Source organism: Paraplanobispora takensis (assembly GCF_016863195.1).
Classification (GTDB): Bacteria; Actinomycetota; Actinomycetes; order Streptosporangiales; family Streptosporangiaceae; genus Planobispora; species Planobispora takensis.
Genome location: NZ_BOOK01000017.1, coordinates 1 through 17264 on the forward strand (window position 1 = coordinate 1; position 17264 = coordinate 17264).

General features: G+C 72.0%; 13 protein-coding genes. 4 read left to right on the forward strand and 9 right to left on the reverse strand.

Annotated features, from left to right (window positions below):
- Positions 1 to 223 precede the first annotated feature (223 nt).
- From Pta02_RS12985 to Pta02_RS12995, 3 genes are all read right to left on the reverse strand, one after another.
- Positions 224 to 922 (reverse strand): hypothetical protein, encoded by a 699-nt coding sequence (locus Pta02_RS12985; protein ID WP_239130392.1) that lies wholly within the window; start codon positions 920 to 922, stop codon positions 224 to 226.
- A 96-nt stretch (positions 923 to 1018) separates the two neighbouring features.
- Positions 1019 to 1657: a response regulator transcription factor gene (locus tag Pta02_RS12990; protein WP_203875040.1), complete on the reverse strand. Its 639-nt coding sequence runs from the start codon at positions 1655 to 1657 to the stop codon at positions 1019 to 1021.
- A gap of 31 nt (positions 1658 to 1688) precedes the next feature.
- A complete protein-coding gene (locus Pta02_RS12995) occupies positions 1689 to 2723 on the reverse strand; it encodes a sensor histidine kinase (RefSeq protein ID WP_239130395.1) in 1035 nt (344 codons plus the stop codon).
- Positions 2724 to 3202: 479 nt separating this feature from the next.
- On the opposite strand from Pta02_RS12995, the gene Pta02_RS13000 reads away from it, so the two are divergent.
- Positions 3203 to 3847 carry an MOSC domain-containing protein gene (locus Pta02_RS13000; protein ID WP_239130398.1) on the forward strand — a complete coding sequence of 215 codons (645 nt, stop codon included), beginning with the start codon at positions 3203 to 3205 and terminating at the stop codon, positions 3845 to 3847.
- 22 nt (positions 3848 to 3869) lie between these two features.
- On the opposite strand, the gene Pta02_RS13005 is transcribed toward Pta02_RS13000, so the two are convergent.
- From Pta02_RS13005 to Pta02_RS13020, 4 genes are all read right to left on the reverse strand, one after another.
- On the reverse strand, positions 3870 to 5972 hold the full coding sequence (locus tag Pta02_RS13005; RefSeq protein WP_203875043.1) for a sensor histidine kinase: 2103 nt from the start codon (positions 5970 to 5972) through the stop codon (positions 3870 to 3872).
- A gap of 85 nt (positions 5973 to 6057) precedes the next feature.
- Positions 6058 to 7557: a tripartite tricarboxylate transporter permease gene (locus tag Pta02_RS13010; protein WP_203875044.1), complete on the reverse strand. Its 1500-nt coding sequence runs from the start codon at positions 7555 to 7557 to the stop codon at positions 6058 to 6060.
- A complete protein-coding gene (locus Pta02_RS13015) occupies positions 7558 to 8160 on the reverse strand; it encodes a tripartite tricarboxylate transporter TctB family protein (RefSeq protein ID WP_203875045.1) in 603 nt (200 codons plus the stop codon).
- Complete coding sequence (locus tag Pta02_RS13020; RefSeq protein WP_203875046.1) at positions 8160 to 9131, reverse strand: tripartite tricarboxylate transporter substrate binding protein; 972 nt, start codon at positions 9129 to 9131, stop codon at positions 8160 to 8162. The genes Pta02_RS13015 and Pta02_RS13020 overlap by 1 nt, the downstream gene beginning before the upstream one ends.
- A gap of 184 nt (positions 9132 to 9315) precedes the next feature.
- Here Pta02_RS13020 and Pta02_RS13025 point away from each other — a divergent pair, with 184 nt between their 5' ends.
- From Pta02_RS13025 to Pta02_RS13035, 3 genes are all read left to right on the forward strand, one after another.
- Positions 9316 to 10938 carry an ATP-binding protein gene (locus Pta02_RS13025; protein ID WP_203875047.1) on the forward strand — a complete coding sequence of 541 codons (1623 nt, stop codon included), beginning with the start codon at positions 9316 to 9318 and terminating at the stop codon, positions 10936 to 10938.
- Positions 10931 to 11725 (forward strand): response regulator, encoded by a 795-nt coding sequence (locus tag Pta02_RS13030; RefSeq protein WP_203875048.1) that lies wholly within the window; start codon positions 10931 to 10933, stop codon positions 11723 to 11725. The genes Pta02_RS13025 and Pta02_RS13030 overlap by 8 nt, the downstream gene beginning before the upstream one ends.
- Positions 11726 to 11811: 86 nt before the next feature.
- Positions 11812 to 13959: a VanW family protein gene (locus tag Pta02_RS13035; RefSeq protein ID WP_203875049.1), complete on the forward strand. Its 2148-nt coding sequence runs from the start codon at positions 11812 to 11814 to the stop codon at positions 13957 to 13959.
- 504 nt (positions 13960 to 14463) lie between these two features.
- Here Pta02_RS13035 and Pta02_RS13040 read toward each other — a convergent pair.
- On the reverse strand, positions 14464 to 15099 hold the full coding sequence (locus tag Pta02_RS13040; protein WP_203875050.1) for a LysE family translocator: 636 nt from the start codon (positions 15097 to 15099) through the stop codon (positions 14464 to 14466).
- Positions 15100 to 15919: 820 nt separating this feature from the next.
- Positions 15920 to 17173 (reverse strand): PQQ-dependent sugar dehydrogenase, encoded by a 1254-nt coding sequence (locus Pta02_RS13045; protein ID WP_239130401.1) that lies wholly within the window; start codon positions 17171 to 17173, stop codon positions 15920 to 15922.
- Positions 17174 to 17264 lie beyond the last annotated feature (91 nt).

The window sequence follows — 17264 nt, forward strand, 5'->3', positions numbered from 1 at the left end:
CCGGTTGTTGTCAGTGATCGGCGCCCGGTTGTTGTCAGTGGTTCAGGGTGAGCGCGGCTGTCCCAGCCCTCTCACCCTCATGTCCCTCGCATCTCGTCAGTCCTGGCGCGGGAGCGGATGATCGCCCTCGGTCACCGGTAAACGCCGCAGGCGGGGCCGTGCTGAAGATCGACAATCTTTATACCCGCATCTCGCACCGCCGCGGCCGAGGACTTACCCGTCTCTAGCCGACGAGGCTGACCAGGGTGCCGGCGGCGGCGATGGTGGCGGCCAGGGGATAGGTCCACCACCTGGGCGCCGGCCCCTGCGAGAGCACCTTGATGCCGAGCGGGACGAGGGCGAGGCACAATCCGCCCGCAGCGACGATCGACATCACGCCGGTGCCCTTGAGCACTCCGAGAGGCATGGCCGCCATCAACGCCAACCCCAGCGACTGCACCGGTCCGAGCACGCCCGAGCGCCACGCACCGACCGCGAGGACGATCCAGCCCGTCATCGTGGCCAGGTTGATCGTCTGGAAGACGTGAAAGGAGCCGTACTGCTCGCTGATCGCCTGCTGTGCCGTACTCAAGCCTTGTACGTCCACCAGTTGGAAGGCCAGGTGGCTGACGCCGGCGTGGAAGGTGCGGGCGAACAGGCCTGCCAGGGTGAGGCCCAAGCCCCATTGGGCCAGGCGCGGGTGTGTGGCGCCGATCCTTCTGGCCACACCCAGGACAGCGGGGGACAGCAGCACGATCCCGGCGACGAAGCAACTGTAGGCGGCCGTCATCTGTGCGGGGCCGCCGGCGAAGGCGGCGAGTTGTTCGGGGAAGAACGCGTCGTGGCCGAGCTTCAGCAGGACACCGATCATCACCAGCGTCGGCCCCAGGACCAGCCCGATGCCTTCGATCCACTTGCCGGGGAAACTCTCGTTCGTCTTCATGACCATGATTCAATCGGCGCAGGTCGGCGCGCACATTGGCGGACGGTCGAGGGTTGGGGGTAGACCTGGCACTACCTTTCGGCCGGATGCGGGATGTCAGGCGTCCAAGTAGGTCAGGACGGCCAGGACGCGGCGGTGGCCGTCGCTGGTGGGAGGAAGGTCGAGCTTGGCGAAGATGCTCGCGATGTGCTTGGCCACGGCGGCGTCGGTGACGACGAGCTCCCTGGCGATGGAAGCGTTGGAGCGCCCCTCGGCGATCAGCCCGAGAACCTCCAGCTCGCGTGGAGTGAGGCGCTGGAGGGCGCTCCGGCGGCGGCGTAGCAGCTGCCGTACCACCTCAGGGCCGACGACGGTGCCACCGGCAGCCACCCGAGTGAGCGCGTCGACGAACTCCGCCACCTCACCGACACGGTCCTTGAGCAGGTAACCGACCCCAGCCCCGTCGCCGGACTCCAGGAGTTCGGCGGCGTAGGTCTGCTCGACGTACTGGCTGAGCACGAGCACGGGCAGCGGCGACTGCGCGCGCAGGGCGATGGCGGCCCGAAGGCCCTCGTCGGTGAAGCCCGGAGGCATGCGCACGTCGGTCACGACGACGTCGGGGCGATGCTCGCGAACCACGTCGGGGAGGGCTGCGGCGTCGCCGACGGAGGCGACGACCTCGTGGCCGAAACGGGAGATCAGTCCGGCGAGTCCCTCCCGTAGCAGCACGTCGTCCTCGGCGATCACCACCCGCATGGGCGTCCTTCCTCGATTCGGGCAAGCCCGGTCACGTGACCGGGATGTCGACACGGACGACCGTGGGGCCGCCCAAGGGGCTTGATACGGCAATTGTCCCGTCTACTACGGCGAGGCGGTCCGACAGGCCGATGAGGCCGGTGCCATGGGCGGGGTCCGCGCCGCCTTTGCCGTCGTCCTCGATCTCCAGGGTCAAGGTCTCGGCGTGGATCCGGGCGCGGATCGACGCACGGTGGGCACCGCTGTGCTTGGCGATGTTGGCCAGGGACTCCGAGACGGCGTAGTAGGCCGCCACCTCCACCGCTGTGGCGGGGCGTTGCTCGATGACCACGTCCACGTCCACCGGAATCGCCGACAGGCCGGCCGCCTCCCGGACGGCGGCGGGCAGGCCCCGGTCGATCAGGACCGGCGTGTGAACGCCGCGGATCAGCTCGCGGAGTTCGTTGAGCGCATGCTTGGCCTCCTCGTGCGCCAGGGCGAGCTGTTCCTTGGCCGGGGATTCGTCCGGGAGGTCGAGTTTGGCCAGGCCGAGCCGCATCGACAGGGCCACCAGACGCTGCTGGGCGCCGTCGTGGAGGTCTCGTTCGATGCGGCGGCGTTCGACCTCGAAGGCGTCCACCAGGCGGGCGCGGGAGCGCAGGACCTCATCCAGCTCCGCGTCCCTGCCGCCCAGCAGCCCGCGGAGCATCGCCCCCCGCGCGCCCGCCCAGGCCGTGAAGGTGTAGACGGCCGCCGGGACCAGCAGCAGGCTCCCCACCGCCACCACCACCGCGGGGCCGGGCGCGATCGCCTCCGGCGGTTGCACCACGGGCGTGAGCACCAGCAGCACCGGTCCGCCGACGGTGAGCCCGAACATGATCACGTCGATCCAGCTCAGCACCAGCAGCGACGCCAGCCCAGCCCCCGCCACCCGCCATTCGAGCGCGCTTCGACCCCGGCTGGGACGATCGGGTCTGCTGTGGGCTTCGGTGGACGCGGGATGGGTCGGGGTGGGGGCCGAGGTGTTGTGGGTGACAGTACGGCTTGCCGTGGTGTCCACCCAGGTCAGGCGCCAACGCTCGAACAACCCTACGAAAGGTACGGCAAGGCCGAAAACCGCCAGACCGGCCGCGACTCTCAACCCGACATGCTCCAAACTGCCGATCCCCACGGCCACCAGCACCACGATCCCGCACAAAAGCGCACTGGACGCCAGGTAGCCCAGAGCCCGCCACGGCCATCTGGAGCCGAGGAATTCCACCGGCCGCAGTGCGATGGCTTCCAGCGCGGTGCGAACCCGTTCTTTCCTCCTACGCACGGACGCCAGTCTGCCGGGTGCCGTTTCCGGGATCGGCCTCGGGTGGTTGGGGGGCCTCGCGCCGGGCGCGGTGGAGGCGCGGGAGTAGACGATCGCACACCGGCAGTCGGTCCTGCTCGTGGGGGTTTCCCGTCTTTTCAACTACCGGGAATGCATGTTCCCGCAAGTGACGATCACCCCGCCGGAGGCGGCGGGACGGGCGGGAAATGAGTCGCTCCGGTGTGGGGCGGGGCCGTACGGTCGTGCGTGTGAAGCTGCTCTCGGTCAACATCGGCAAGCCCCGCCCCAACCCCTGGAAGAACCTCGGCGCGACGGGCATCGACAAGCGCCCCGCCGAGGGCCCGGTCGCCGTCCGCGAGCCCGGGCCCAAGGGCACCGGCGCGGTCGGCCTGGCGGGTGACCGCGTCTACGACGTCAAGCACCACGGCGGAACCGACCAGGCCGTCTACGCCTACGCCCGGGAGGACCTCGACATCTGGGAGGGCGAGCTGGGCAGGCCGCTGCCGAACGGCTCCTTCGGGGAGAACCTCACGACCGCCGGCCTCGACGTCAACGCCGCCCTGATCGGCGAGCGCTGGCGCATCGGGCCCGACGTGGTCCTGGAGGTGTCGTGCCCCCGCATCCCGTGCGGGACCTTCCAGGGCTGGCTGGAGGAAGAGGGCTGGATCAAGCGCTTCACGCGGGCCGTACGGCCGGGCCCGTACCTGCGCGTGATCGAACCGGGCGACGTCCGCGCCGGTGACCCGGTCGAGATCGTCCACCGTCCCGGACATGAGGTGACCGTCGCCTTCGCCTTCCGCGCGATGACTCTCGAACCGGAGCTGCTGCCGCGACTGCTGGTCGCCGACGCGCTGCCGGAGGAGGACCTGGAGCGGATCCGCAGGCGCGCGTGACCGGTTGAGGAGGCGGGACCGGTCAGGGCGTCGCGTCCGCCTCCGCGGGCGGCGCCGCGCCGGCGGCGGGCAGGGTGAAGTGGAACCGTGAGCCGCCGCCGGGGTTGTCCCGCACCCCGATGGTTCCGCCGTGCCGTTCGACGATGCGCTTGCAGATGGCCAGGCCGAGTCCGCTGCCGCTGTAGGAGCCGCCCTCGTGCGCCCGGCGGAAATTCTCGAAGATCGCCTCGTGCTGTCCCGGCGGGATGCCGATGCCGCGGTCGGCGACCTCGACCCGGATCCACCCGGGGCGTTCGGGCGCGGAGGTGACGGTTATCTCCGGCCGCGCCCCCGGGGCGGTGTACTTGACCGCATTGCCGATCAGGTTGTCCACCAGCTGGCGCACCAGTGCCCGGTCGGCCAGGACCGCGGCCAGCTCGCCGATGCGGAAGACCGGTGCCCGGGCACCGCCGGGACCCGCCGGGACGTCGCCGCGGGTGGCGGCGATCTCCCGCACCAGCGTCCCGAGGTCGACCGGGACGGGGGTGATCGGCGCGTCCCGCGCGGTGGCGTGCGCCAGTAGGTCCTGGATCAGTTCCTGCATCCGGCCCGACGCCCGCTGGATGTGGGCGATGCTGTCGTCCACCCCGCTCGGCGCGTCGTCGCCGGGGGGAGGCTTCACTGCGTCGGCCAGGATCTGCAGCCAGCCGTCGATGGTGGTCAGCGGGTTGAGCAGGTCGTGGGCCACGACCCCGGCGAAGGCGGCCAGCTCGTCGCGGTGCCGCCGCTCGGCGGTGACGTCGTGGAAGACCACGGCCGCCGCGCCGCCGTTCACCGGCAGGCGGGTGGCGCTGACGCTGAGCATGAGCTCGCCGGCCAGACCGGGGACCCGCACGAGCACGTCCATGTCACGGATCTCCTGCCCGGCCAGGGCCAGTCGGTGCGGCATCCGTTCCACCCCGATGGGCGTCCCGTCGGGGTGGAACAGCCGGTGCTCGGCGATGTCGCCGGTGACGCCGTCGACGCCGAGCAGACGCCGGGCGGCCGGGTTGCTCATGAGGAAGCGCCCGCCGGCGTCGAGGACGATCAGTCCGTCGTACATCGAGTCGACGATCGCGGCCAGCATCCCGGCCTGCGCGGCGGCCTCCTTCTCGGCGGCGATCCGCTGCTCGGTCAGCCTCTCGCGCTCGTCGCGGCCGAGCACCAGCGCCAGGCCGACCACCGCGACCATCCCGACGAAGACCTGCGCCACCAGCACCCGCGACGCGGGCGAGTCGATGATGGCGAACGGGCCGCTCCCGTACACGGTGAGGACGATGGCGACCATGCCGGTGACCAGGGTGTGCAGGGCCACGACGGTGGTGCTGAACCGTACGGCGGCCCAGACCGTCACCGCGATCAGCAGGAACGCCAGTGGCAGATCGCGGCTGACGCCGAACGCCACGAGGTAGGCCACCGCCGACGCCGCCAGCAGGGCGCAGAACTCGGCGATCCGCCAGCCGCCGGCCTGGTCCGAGGCTTCTCGCACCGCCCGCCACGCCGAGGTCCGCCGCGAGGCGGGGACCCGCCGGTCGGGCAGGCGCCCCAGGCACAGGCCCAGCGCGGGGATCACCGCCATGTTCACGGTGTTGCGCGCCCACCACGCCACGGCGCTCGGGGCCGACCACTGGCCGGTGAGCACTCCCAGAACGGTGGGGACGACCAGCGCGCCGACCGCCGCCGCGGCGGCCGCGGCGGCCAGCAGTCCCCACAGATGCCGCACCCGCTCGAAGGCTCCCCACGGGGGAGAATCCCACAGATCCGGGCAGGCCCGGGAGAGCACCCGCAGGAACACCAGGATCTGCGCCACGTTCACCGCGGTGAAGAAGAGGGCGGACGGCAAAGTGGAGTCGGTCAGCAGATTGACGACGACGAAGATCGTCACCATTGCCAGCATGTCCAGCCACCGGGACCGCTCGTGCCGTTGCACCAGCAGCCACAGCGCCCCCACCCCGGCCGCCGGCCACACCAGGCCGAACGTCTCCCCGCCGGCCAGTTCCATCCGCCCGGCGAGCGTGGCGGCCAGGTGCAGCGCGGCGAACATCGCGGTACGGCGCAGCGCCGTACCGCCGCCGGAGGCCGGCGGGCCGTCCGCGTGCTCGGGCACCGGTGATCCGCGTGAGACGGAGGCCATGGTGTCGACTGCCGGGTTCAACCTTGTCACAGCTGTTTCATCCCCCGCAGGCCGCGTGCTACCCGGCTGCCCGCCCAGGGCGTGTCAACGCTCTGACCAGCGGAATGAACAGCACCAAGAACGCCACCGCCAGGATGGCCGCCGCGATCGGGCTGCGCACCAGGACCGTGGCGTCGCCCGCGCCGATGGCCAGCGCCCGGCGCAGCTGGATCTCCGCCATCGGGCCCAGGATCATGCCGATCACCGCGGGCGCGATCGGCAGGCCGAAGCGGCGCATCGCGAAGCCGAGCAGGCCCAGGATGTACAGCACGACCAGGTCGATCCACGAGGCGTTCAGCGCGTAGACGCCCAGTGCGGCGAACAGCACGATCCCGGCGTAGAGATAGGGCCGGGGGACGTGCAGCACCTTCGCCCAGAGCGGGGCCAGCGGCAGGTTGAGCACCAGCAGCATGGCGTTGCCCAGGAACAGCGAGGCGATCATGCCCCAGACCAGGGCCGGGTTGTGGTCGAACAGCTGGGGGCCCGGCTGCAGGCCGTACTGCTGGAAGGCCGCCAGCAGGATCGCGGCCGTCGCCGAGGTGGGCAGGCCCAGGGTGAGCAGCGGGACGAGCGTGCCCGCGGCCGAGGCGTTGTTGGCCGCCTCGGGGCCCGCCACGCCCTCGATCGCGCCCCTGCCGTACTCCTCGCGGGCGGCTCCCCGGGCCAGGCGCTTCTCCACCGAGTAGGACAGGAACGTGGGGATCTCCGCCCCGCCGCCGGGCAGCGCGCCGAACGGGAAGCCCAGCGCGGTGCCGCGCAGCCACGGCCGCCAGGACCGCGACCAGTCGGAACGGCCCATGAAGGCCCGGCCCACCGGGATGATCTCGGGCTCGCCGTGCCGCAGCCGGGAGGCGACGTACAGCGCCTCGCCCAGCGCGAACAGCCCGACCGCGACGACCACCACCTCGATGCCGCCGAGCAGCTGGGGGATGCCCAGGGTCAGCCGGGCCTGCCCGGTCTGCTCGTCGATGCCGATCAGGCCGATGACCAGGCCGAAGCCCAGCGAGGCCAGGCCGCGCACCACCGAACGGGACAGCACCGACGAGACCGCGGTGAAGGCCAGCACGGCCAGCGCGAAGTAGTCCTCCGGGCCGAAGGAGATCGCGAAGTCCACGACCACGGGCGCCGCCACCACCAGCAGGCCGGTGGCGATCGTGCCCGCCACGAACGACCCGATCGCCGCGGTGGCCAGTGCCTGGGCGGCCCGGCCGCGCCGGGCCATCTTGTTGCCCTCCAGCGCCGTGATCATCGAGGAGCTCTCGCCCGGCGTGTTGAGCAGGATCGAGGTCGTGGACCCGCCGTACATGCCGCCGTAGTAGATCCCGGCGAACATGATGAACGCGCTGGCCGGCGGGACGTTGAAGGTGATCGGCAGCAGCAGGGCCACCGTCATCGCCGGGCCGATGCCGGGCAGCACGCCCACGAGCGTGCCGAGGGTGACCCCGGCCAGTGCGTAGAGCAGGTTGACCGGGGTGAGCGCGGTGGCGAACCCGTCGAGCAGCAGCTGCAGCGAATCCACCTAGATCACCCCCGACAGCAGCCCGGCCGGCAGCGTCACGCCCAGGCCCTTGACGAAGGCCAGGTAGGACGAGGTCGACAGGATGATCGCGACGGCGCCCGCGCGCAGCCGGTGCCCGGCCCCCAGTGCCACCGCCAGGCCGAAGAACAGCAGCGCGCCCGCGATGATCCAGCCGAGCAGGTCGACCAGTCCCGCGAAGGCGAGGAAGATCACGCTGACCAGCGCCACCGTCTTCCAGTCGGCCGGGGCGGAGGCGTCGACGTCCTCGGCCTCCTCCGGGTCGCCGTGACCGCCCCGCAGCACGTCGATCACGTAGAAGACGCCGATCAGCACCATCGCCGAACCGACGAGGAGCGGGAAGAAACGGGGACCGAGCCCGAGCGCGGAGCCGGCGGCGGTGACGTCTGCGGTGCCGACGATCACGAACACGCCCAGCCCCAGCACCGTCAGTGCCAGCACCAGCTCCGGCCGCCGCCACCCCCACCGGGCGGAGTCCGGCGCGGCCGGGCGCGGCGCCGTACCGGACGCATCCGGTACGGCGGACCCGCCCGCCGCGCCCTCCGGCTCCCGGGGGGATCGCGGTGCCTCGTGAGACGACGACATCAGGAGACGAGCCCCATCTCCGCGATGATGGCCTTGACCTTGGTCTGCTCGGCCGTCAGGAAGTCGGCGAACGGCTGGCCGGTCTGGAAGACGTCGGTCCAGCCGTTCTTGGCCACCGCGTCCTTCCACGCCTGCGAGTCGTGCATCTTGGTGACGGCGTCGGTCAGGTTCTTCTTCGCCTCGTCGTCCAGCCCGGCGGGGGCGACGAACCCGCGCCAGTTGGCCAGCTCCACGTCCAGGCCGCCCTCCTTCAGCGTGGGCGCGTCCACCGAGGCCAGCCTGGCGGGGGACGACACGCCCAGGGCGCGCAGCTTGCCGGACTTCACGTGCTCGGCGAACTCGCCGACGCCCGAGATGCCCATCGCGACCTTGTTGCCCAGCAGCGCGTTCAGCGCCTCACCGCCGCCGGAGTGCGCGACGTAGTTGACCTGCTTGGGGTCGATCCCGGCGGCCTTGGCCATCAGGCCCGCCACGATGTGGTCGGTGCCGCCGGCCGAGCCGCCCGCGATGGCGATCTTCGCCGGGTCGGCCTTCCACGCCGCCGTCAGGTCGGCCAGTGTCTTGTACGGCGACTCCGCCGGGACCACGACGATCTCGTACTCCTCGGTCAGCTTCGCGACGGGCGTGGTGTCGGCCAGGCTGACCTGCGACTTGTTCTGCTCGATCGCGCCCACCATGACCAGCCCCATGGTCATCAGCAGGTTGCCGTTGCCCTTCTCGCCCGCCAGCTGGGCCAGGCCGATGGTGCCGCCCGCGCCGGGAACGTTGTAGACCTCGACCTTGCGGGACGGGTCGACGGCCTTGAAGGCCTGCTCCGCCGTACGGGAGGTCTGGTCCCAGCCGCCGCCGGGGGAGGCCGGAGCCATGATCTTCAGCGCGCCGGCGGCGGTGCCGGACTCCGAGCCCGAGCCGCAGGCGGTGAGGGCGGCGAGTGACAGGACCGCCAGGGCGGCGAGTCTGCGGAGGTGCATGGGTAATCTCCCAACAGCGAGTGGAAAAGCGTGGTGAGGATGCTGGGTGCCACGGGCCGCGATGTCGATCCTTTGCGTGCTTGCCGTCGTATCGGTCGTATTGGTCACGCCCCCGGCCGGTCGCCGCGACTGCACCGTTACCTCCGTATGTTCTGATGGGCTCTCCGACCAGGGAGTTCCAGTCATGCGGCGCATCCTCAACGCCTCCCTCGGCACCCAGCTGTTCGTCCTGCAGCTGGTGGTCGTCTTCCTCTCGGCGGGCGGTACGGCGGGCGTCTGGGCCGAGCACACCCGCGACCGGCTCGACCTGCAGCACCAGCAGCGGGCCCTGGCCATCGCGGAGTCGGTGGCCGGGCTGCCCCAGGTGCGCGAGGCGTTCACGCATCCCCGGCCGGAGCTGGCCCTGCAGCCGATCGCGGCCGGCGTGCAGGCCGCCACCGGCGCCGACTACGTGGTGATCGCCAACCGGGACCAGATCCGCTACGCCCACCCCAACCGGGCGCTGATCGGCAAGCGGCTGTCCACCGACGGCTCGGAGGTCCTGTCCACCGGCCGCACCTGGACCGGCATCCAGACCGGCACGCTCGGCCGCTCGGTGCGCGGCAAGGCGCCGATCCTCGACTCCTCGGGCACCGTCATCGGCCTGGCCTCGGTCGGCGTCCTGGAGGAGAACGTCGCCGGTCAGCTCGGCGCCGCCCTGCCGCCGCTGATGTGGACCGTGCTGGCGGTGTTCCTCGCCGGATCCGCGGGCGCCGCGCTCATCGCCCAGCGGGTCCGGCGGCAGACCTTCGGCCTCGAACCCCGCGAGATCGCCGCCCTGCTCGAACAGCGCGAGGGCGTGCTGCACGGCGTGAAGGAGGGCGTGCTCGCCCTCGACCTGCAGGGCAGGGTGACGCTGGTCAACGACGCTGCCAGGGAGCTGCTGGGCCTGTCGGCCCACGACGTCGGCCGGGGCATCGCGGAGATGCCGCTGTCGGACCGGATGCGGGACGTGCTGACCGGCGACGACCCGGGCGACGACAAGGTCGTCCTGCACCGCGCCCGGGTCCTGGTGCTCAACCGCATGCCGGTGGCGGTCCGCGGCCGGCGCAGCGGCTGGGTGGTCACCCTGCGGGACCGGACCGAGCTGGTACGGCTGGCGCGCGAGCTCGACCAGGCCGGCAGCACGACCGACGCGCTGCGCGCCCAGGCGCACGAGTTCGCCAACCGCATGCACACCGTGGTCGGCCTGCTGGAACTCGGCGAGTACGACACGGCGGTCGGCTACATCACGCAGACCACCGAGGCCTACGGCCACCACTCGGCCGGCATCCGCGAGAAGGTCGCCGACCCGACCCTGGCCGCGCTGCTGCTGGCCAAGTCCGCCGAGGCGGCCGAGCGGGGCGTGTCCCTGGTGCTCACCGACGACTGCCGGGTGGAGGAGGACGGGCTCGGGGACCCGCACGACGCCGTGCTGGTCGTCGGCAACCTGGTGGCCAACGCCCTGGACGCGCTGGAGGGCGCCGGGGGCACGGTGGAGGTCTCCGTCCGGACCGAGAAGGACGGCCTGCGCATCCGGGTCGGCGACTCCGGGCCGGGGATCAGCCCGGCCCTGGCCGACGAGGTGTTCCGCGAGGGCTTCACCACCAAGGCCGCCCGTTCCGGCCCCCGCGGCCTCGGCCTGGCCCTGACCCGCCAGGCGTGCCTGCGCCGCGGCGGCTGGGTGCGCGTGCACAACGCGGGGGGCGCGGTGTTCACCGCACTGCTGCCGCGGCGTGAGGATGTCCGTGAGAGCGTTCCGGCGCTGAGAGGCGGAGCGGATGAGTGACGAGGCCGGAAACCGGCAGCCGGGCGACGCGATCGGAGGCCACCGGCCGGACGACGACGCCGGGCACCGGCAGCCCGCCGCGCCCGAGCCGCGGCGCACGTCGTCGTCGGCGGCGTCGATCAAGGTGCTCGTGGTGGACGACGACTTCATGGTGGCCAGGATCCACAGCGGCTACGTGGCGCGGGTGCCCGGCTTCACGGTGGTCGACGCGGTGCACACCGGGGCCGCGGCGGTGGCGGCGGTGGCGCAGCACCGGCCCGACCTGGTGCTGCTCGACATCTACCTGCCCGACATGTCCGGGCTCGACGTGCTCAGGACGCTGCGGGGGGTGTCCCACCCCGCCGACGTGCTGGTCATCACGGCCGCCCGCGACGTGACCACGGTACGGGCGGCCATGCGCGGCGGCGCGGTGAACTACCTGATCAAGCCGTTCACGGCCGGGGCGCTCACCGACCGCCTGGAGCAGTACGCCGGTGTCCGCAGGCAGCTGGCCGCCCTCGGACCCGAGGCCTGCCAGGACGAGGTGGACCGGCTGTTCGGCGTGCCCGGCGGGGGTCCGCCGCCGCTGCCCAAGGGGCTGTCCGCCACGACCTGCTCCCTGGTGGCGGACGCGCTCAGGGAGGCCGAGACCGACCTGTCGGCGGCCGAGGTCGCGATGCTCACCGGACTGTCTCGGGTCAGCGCCCGGCGTTACCTGGAGTACCTGTGCGCCACCGGCCAGACGGAGCTGCGGCCGAGGTACGGCACCGCCGGCCGCCCGGAGCACCGATACCGGTGGACAGGCTGATTTGTTACCGCATTCAGGGCGCCGGTTAGCTGTTGTGGTTTAGGGTTGCCGGGGAGGAATTCGTGCAACAGGAGGAGACGGGGGCTGTGCGGAACGCCGGAAGGTCCATCGACCCGCCGACGGACCCGTTCGCCGCGGTTCCCCTGCCCTCACGCCCGATCCGGCCCGGCGCCGCCGCGGGATCCCGCAACCCGCAGACCCCCGCCGCCGGCCCGCCGAACGGCGGCTCGGGACTGCCCCCGGGCGTCTCTCCCGACATCTTCGGCTCTCCCGCCTTCGACCGTCCCGCGGGCCCGCCTCCCGGCGGACCGGGTGCCCCCGGTGGACCGGGCGCTCCGGGAGTCCGGGGCGCTCCGGGCGGTCCGGGAGGTCCCGCCGGTCCTGCGGCGGGCGGGGGAGCGCCTCCCACCCCGCTCCAGCGCCAGCCCTGGCGCATGCCCGCGCCGCCTCCCGAGCCCCCCTTCCCGCCGCGGCCGTCGCGGGGCGGCGACCCCGGCCCGGCGTCCGACGGCAACGGCGCCGGCCCGCGGCCCGGGACCCCGGTCCCCCAGGAGCGGCCCCGCCGCCGGGGCCGCAAGATCACGCTCGCTCTCGTGCTCCTCCTGGTGCTGGCCGGCCTCGCCTACGGGGTGCCCGCGATCGCCATGTCCGGCAAGATCCTTCCCGGCACGCAGGTCCGGGGCGTCGACATCGGCGGCCTGACGGCGACCGAGGCGGCCGACCGGCTCAGGGAGCGGCTGGCCCAGGACGCGAGCGAGCCGATGACCCTGGAGGCCGTGGGCAAGCGCTACACCCTCGACCCCGCGCAGGCCGGTCTCGAACTCGACATCGTGGCCACCATCGACCAGGCCCCCAGCGACTTCCCCTCTCCCGGCGAGGTCTGGCGGGCCCTGACCGGCACCAACGCGTTGCCCCCGAAGGTCTCCGCCGATCCCGAGAAGCTCGGCCTGAGCGTCGAGGAGCTGGCCGGCAAGATCGACCAGAAGGTGGTCGAGGGCGCGGTCTCCTTCGAGGGCACCAAGCCGGTGAGCGTCAAGCCCCGTGACGGACGCGAGCTGGAGCGCGAGGCCGCGGCCGCCGCCATCCGGAAGGCCTACCTCGGCGCCGGCGGCACCGTCGAACTGCCCGTCACGGTCACCAAGCCGAAGGTCACCGCCGATGTGGTCACCCAGACCGCCGCCTCGGCGCGCAAGGCCCTGTCCGGCCCGATCACCTTGACCGCCGACGGCAAGCAGGCCCAGCTGACGGTCGACACGATCGCCGCCCACCTGTCCTTCAAGCCCGACGACTCCGGCGGCATGCGCCCGGTGTTCGACGCCAAGAGCGCCCTCGCCGGCGTCGAGAAGGACCTGGTCGACCCGGCCAAGGCCCCCCGCGAGCCGACCTTCGACATCGTGGGCAACAAGCCCAGGCTCGTCCCCGGCCGCCGCGGCCAGGGCGTCGACGACGACAAGCTCGCCGACGCCGTGGCCGGCCTGGTCACCGAGGGCGGCGACCGTACGATCCAGGTCTCCCTCACGACCGTGAAACCGCGGACCTCCCTGACCGAGATGCGCAAGCTCGGCATCAAGGAGAAGATCAGCGAGTTCACGACGATGTACCCCTGCTGCGTGCCCAGGGCGACCAACATCCAGACGATCGCCAAGCTCCTGGACGGCCACCTGGTCAAGCCCGGCGAGACCTTCTCGCTGAACGGCGTGGTCGGCCAGCGCGACAAGGCCCGCGGCTTCGTCGAGGCGCCCATGATCCAGGGCGGCCGGCTGATCCCCTCGGTCGGCGGCGGCATCTCCCAGTTCGTCACGACGATGTACAACGCCGTGTTCTTCGGCGGCCTCGAGGACGTCCAGCACATGGCGCACGAGTTCTACATCTCGCGCTACCCCGCCGGCCGGGAGTCCACGGTCTCCTGGCCGCAGCCGGACTTCCGCTGGAAGAACGACTCCAAGTACGGCGTGCTGGTGAAATCGTCCGCGACGAGCACGTCGGTCACGGTCGCGTTCTGGAGCACCAAGCGCTACGACATCGAGTCGGTCTCCTCCGAGCGCTACAACGTCACCCAGTTCGAGAGCAAGACCGACAGCGGCCCCGACTGCATCCCGATGACCGGCCAGCCCGGCTTCACGATCGACGTGACCCGGATCTTCAAGCAGGACGGCGAGGAGGTCAAGCGGGAGAAGGAGACGACCGTCTACAAGCCCGAACTCGACCTCAAGTGCGTGTCCGCCGACGAGTAAGGCCTGCGCCGGGTACGGCGGGTGGTTGGCGCCGGGTACGGTGCGGATTCGCAGCAGGGCTCGGCGCCGGTACGGCGGGACGGTGGGCGGCGGTTTTCGGCGCCTTCGTACGGCGGGCGGGCCGGGGTGGCGGGGACGGGTGTTGCACCATCGGGGCGGGGGTGGGTGGGGCGCTGTGCGGGCGGGTGTTCCGGCCGGCCGTCTCAGCGGGGCTCTGGTGCATTCAGGCCTCCGGCCTGCCCGGGCGCTCAGGGTGCGGTCCTTTCATACGCCGGCCTGCACACCCGCCCGCTCCGCGCCCGTCTCTGCTCCGCCGTACCCCTGACCCGCCGTAGTGGCGGAACCTTCCCGGACGCCCAGGGTGCGCTGGGTGGCTGAAGCAATCGGTGGCGGGGCCGTTCGGGGCGGGCCGCCGTAGCTGAAGCCCACGGTGCGGGAAGGAGCGCAGGGTCGGGGCACCGCAGGCGGTGCCCCGATGTCGGGGACGGCCTCTGCTCTGGTCGCTTATCGCTGTTGGGCGGCCAGTTGCACGCCGAATCCGATCACGATGACTCCGGTGACCCGGTCCAGGCCGCGCTTGACCGACGGCTTGTTCAACCAGCCGCGCATCAGAGCGGTGAAACCGATGAGCAGGGCACTCCACAGCAGTCCTTCGCAGACGTGGACCCCTGCCAGCAGGACTCCCATCACCGCGTGGGGCGCGCCGTCCGGAATGAACGGCGGGAGGATCGCGACATAGAAGGCACCCATCTTCGGGTTGAGCAGGTTGGTCAGCAGGCCGCGCCTGAACGCCGCTCCCCATCCGCCGATCTCCGGCCGTTCGGGTGTCGCCGTTTCCTGCGCTTTCCCCTTGCGGCTGTTCCAGACCATCTTGCCGCCCATCCACACCAGATAGGCGACACCCGCCCAGCGCAGCACCTCGTAGGCGACGTGGGAGGCGGTGAGGAGAGCGGACAGGCCGACGGCCGTGAGAAGTCCCCACAGGAGGGTTCCCGCCTGGATGCCGAGCACCACGGCCCATGCCGACCTCCTGTCGGCGAGCAGGGAGGTGCGCAGGATCAGGGCTGTGTCCAGACCCGGCGTGAGGGTCAACAGTCCCACGATGACGGCGAACGAGGCGATCGACCCATATATGTCCACGGATCGCCAGGATAGCCCAAGCCGGTACGGGTGCCGGAACACGAAGGGGCGCAGGCTTCGATGAGGCAGCGCCGTACGAGATCACCCCTTCAGTCAGGGGAGACGAGATCACCTCTTTATAGCGCGATAGGTGGATCCATCAGGTTCAAGGAAGGATCCACCGGCGGCCTTTCTGCCCGCCGCGGGAACTCTCTTGCCGTACGCGAGGAAATGCCATGTCGGATTCTCGCCGTGCGAAACCGAACTGGTTGCAGGCACGGAATCGCGGAACATCCGGATGCCGACCCTGCGCTCCTTCCCGCGCCGTGGGCTTCAGCTACGGCGAGCAACCCTGAACGGCCCCGCCACCGGTTGCTTCAGCCACCCAGCATGCTCTGGGCGTCCGGGAAGGTTCCGCCACTACGGCGGGTCAGGGGTACGGCGGAGCAGAGACGGGCGCGGAGCGGGCGGGTGTGCAGGCCGGCGTATGAAAGGACCGCACCCCGCGCGCCCGGGCAGGCCGGAGGCCTGAATGCACCAGAGCCCCGCTGAGACGGCCGGCCGGAACACCCGCCCGCACAGCGCCCCACCCACCCCCGCCCCGATGGTGCAACACCCGTCCCCGCCACCCCGGCCCGCCCGCCGTACGAAGGCGCCGAAAACCGCCGCCCACCGTCCCGCCGTACCGGCGCCGCGAGGGAGCATACGCAGCATCAGCGGAAGAGGGCGGTAGCGAGACCGGGGCGAGGTGGCGAAGTCCGGCGCCGACAGATCGAAGCCGTCCCGGCGCCACCCGCCGTACCCGGCGCCACCCGCCGTACCCGGCGTCGATCCGCCGTGCTTAGGGAGTGGGGGTGAGGGTGAGGATGCGGTCGTCGTCGGGGGCGGGGGAGCCGCGGCCGTCCTTGTTGCTGGTGCCGATCCACAGGGAGCCGTCGGGGGCGGTGGTGACCGCGCGGATTCGGCCGTACCGGTTCTCGAACAGGGGGACGGCCGCGCCGACCGTGCCGTCCTGGGCGACCGGGACACGCCAGAGTCTGCTGCCGCGCAGGGCGCCGACCCACAGGGAGCCGTCGGCGTAGGCCATGCCGGAGGGGGAGGCCTCGTCGGTGGTCCAGGTGACGACCGGGTCGATGAAACGGGAGTCGCCGCCGACGCCCTCGACCTCGGGCCAGCCGTAGTTGCCGCCCTTCTCGATCAGGTTGACCTCGTCGAACGAGCTGGAGCCGAACTCGCTGGCGTACAGGCGGCCGGACGGGTCCCAGGCCAGGCCCTGGACGTTGCGGTGGCCGTAGCTCCAGATCACGTTCTGGAAGGGGTTGCCGGGGGCGGGGGCGCCGTCGGCGGTCATGCGGAGGATCTTGCCCGCGAGGGAGTCGAGGGACTGGGAGAGCCGGCGGTCGCCGGTCTCGCCGGTCGCGGCGTACAGGTGCCCGTCGGGGCCGAAGGCCAGGCGGCCGCCGTTGTGGATCGCGCCCTTGGGGATGCCGTCGAGGATGACCTCGGCGTCGGTCAGGGTGCGGTCGTAGCGGTAGCGCACGATCCGGTTGTCGGAGGCGGCGGTGTAGTAGAGGAAGACGAAGCCGTCCTTGTCGAAGGCGGGCGAGACGGCCACGCCCATCAGGCCGCCCTCGCCGTCCGGGCGCGCCTCGTCGATCTTCGCGACCTCGGAGACCTCCCCGGACGCGGTGACGCGCAGCAACCTGGCGGTGTCCCGCTCGGTGACCAGCGCGTCGCCGCCGGGCAGGAACGCGATGCCCCACGGCACCGCCAGGTTCTCCGTCAGGACGCGCGGGTCGCCGGGAGGCGGCTGGGACACGGCGGTGGCGGCCGGGGCGGCGGGCGTCCTGGCCGTACCCACCCGCTCGGCGGCGGGGGCCGAGCAACCGGCCGCCAGGGTCAGGGCGACGGCGAGGATCGACCACCGGGTACGGCCCGTGCGGGGAAGCGCGGTGCCAGGCGTACGGCCTGTACCGGGGGACGCGGTGTCGGGCACACGGCCCATCCGGGGGAACGCCGCGCCCGCCGTACGGCCCGGGCGGGGGGACGCCGCGCCCGCGGGGCCGGTCGTGTCGCGTGGGGTGGTGCCCGTCATGGGGAAAGCCTCCGTCGCCTCGTCCGCTCTTCCCCATCCATACACGATGCACACCCCGTGGGTTCCGGGACGCTCGCCTGGATAATGCGGT

What these genes read in the sequence shown, in the direction of transcription:
- Pta02_RS12985 (WP_239130392.1), bottom strand. Translation starts at nt 922, where the DNA reads ATGAAGACGAACGAGAGTTTCCCCGGCAAGTGGATCGAAGGCATCGGG.
- Pta02_RS12990 (WP_203875040.1), bottom strand. Translation starts at nt 1,657, where the DNA reads ATGCGGGTGGTGATCGCCGAGGACGACGTGCTGCTACGGGAGGGACTC.
- Pta02_RS13015 (WP_203875045.1), bottom strand. Translation starts at nt 8,160, where the DNA reads ATGTCGTCGTCTCACGAGGCACCGCGATCCCCCCGGGAGCCGGAGGGC.
- Pta02_RS13020 (WP_203875046.1), bottom strand. Translation starts at nt 9,131, where the DNA reads ATGCACCTCCGCAGACTCGCCGCCCTGGCGGTCCTGTCACTCGCCGCC.
- Pta02_RS13025 (WP_203875047.1), top strand. Translation starts at nt 9,316, where the DNA reads ATGCGGCGCATCCTCAACGCCTCCCTCGGCACCCAGCTGTTCGTCCTG.
- Pta02_RS13030 (WP_203875048.1), top strand. Translation starts at nt 10,931, where the DNA reads ATGAGTGACGAGGCCGGAAACCGGCAGCCGGGCGACGCGATCGGAGGC.
- Pta02_RS13045 (WP_239130401.1), bottom strand. Translation starts at nt 17,173, where the DNA reads ATGACGGGCACCACCCCACGCGACACGACCGGCCCCGCGGGCGCGGCG.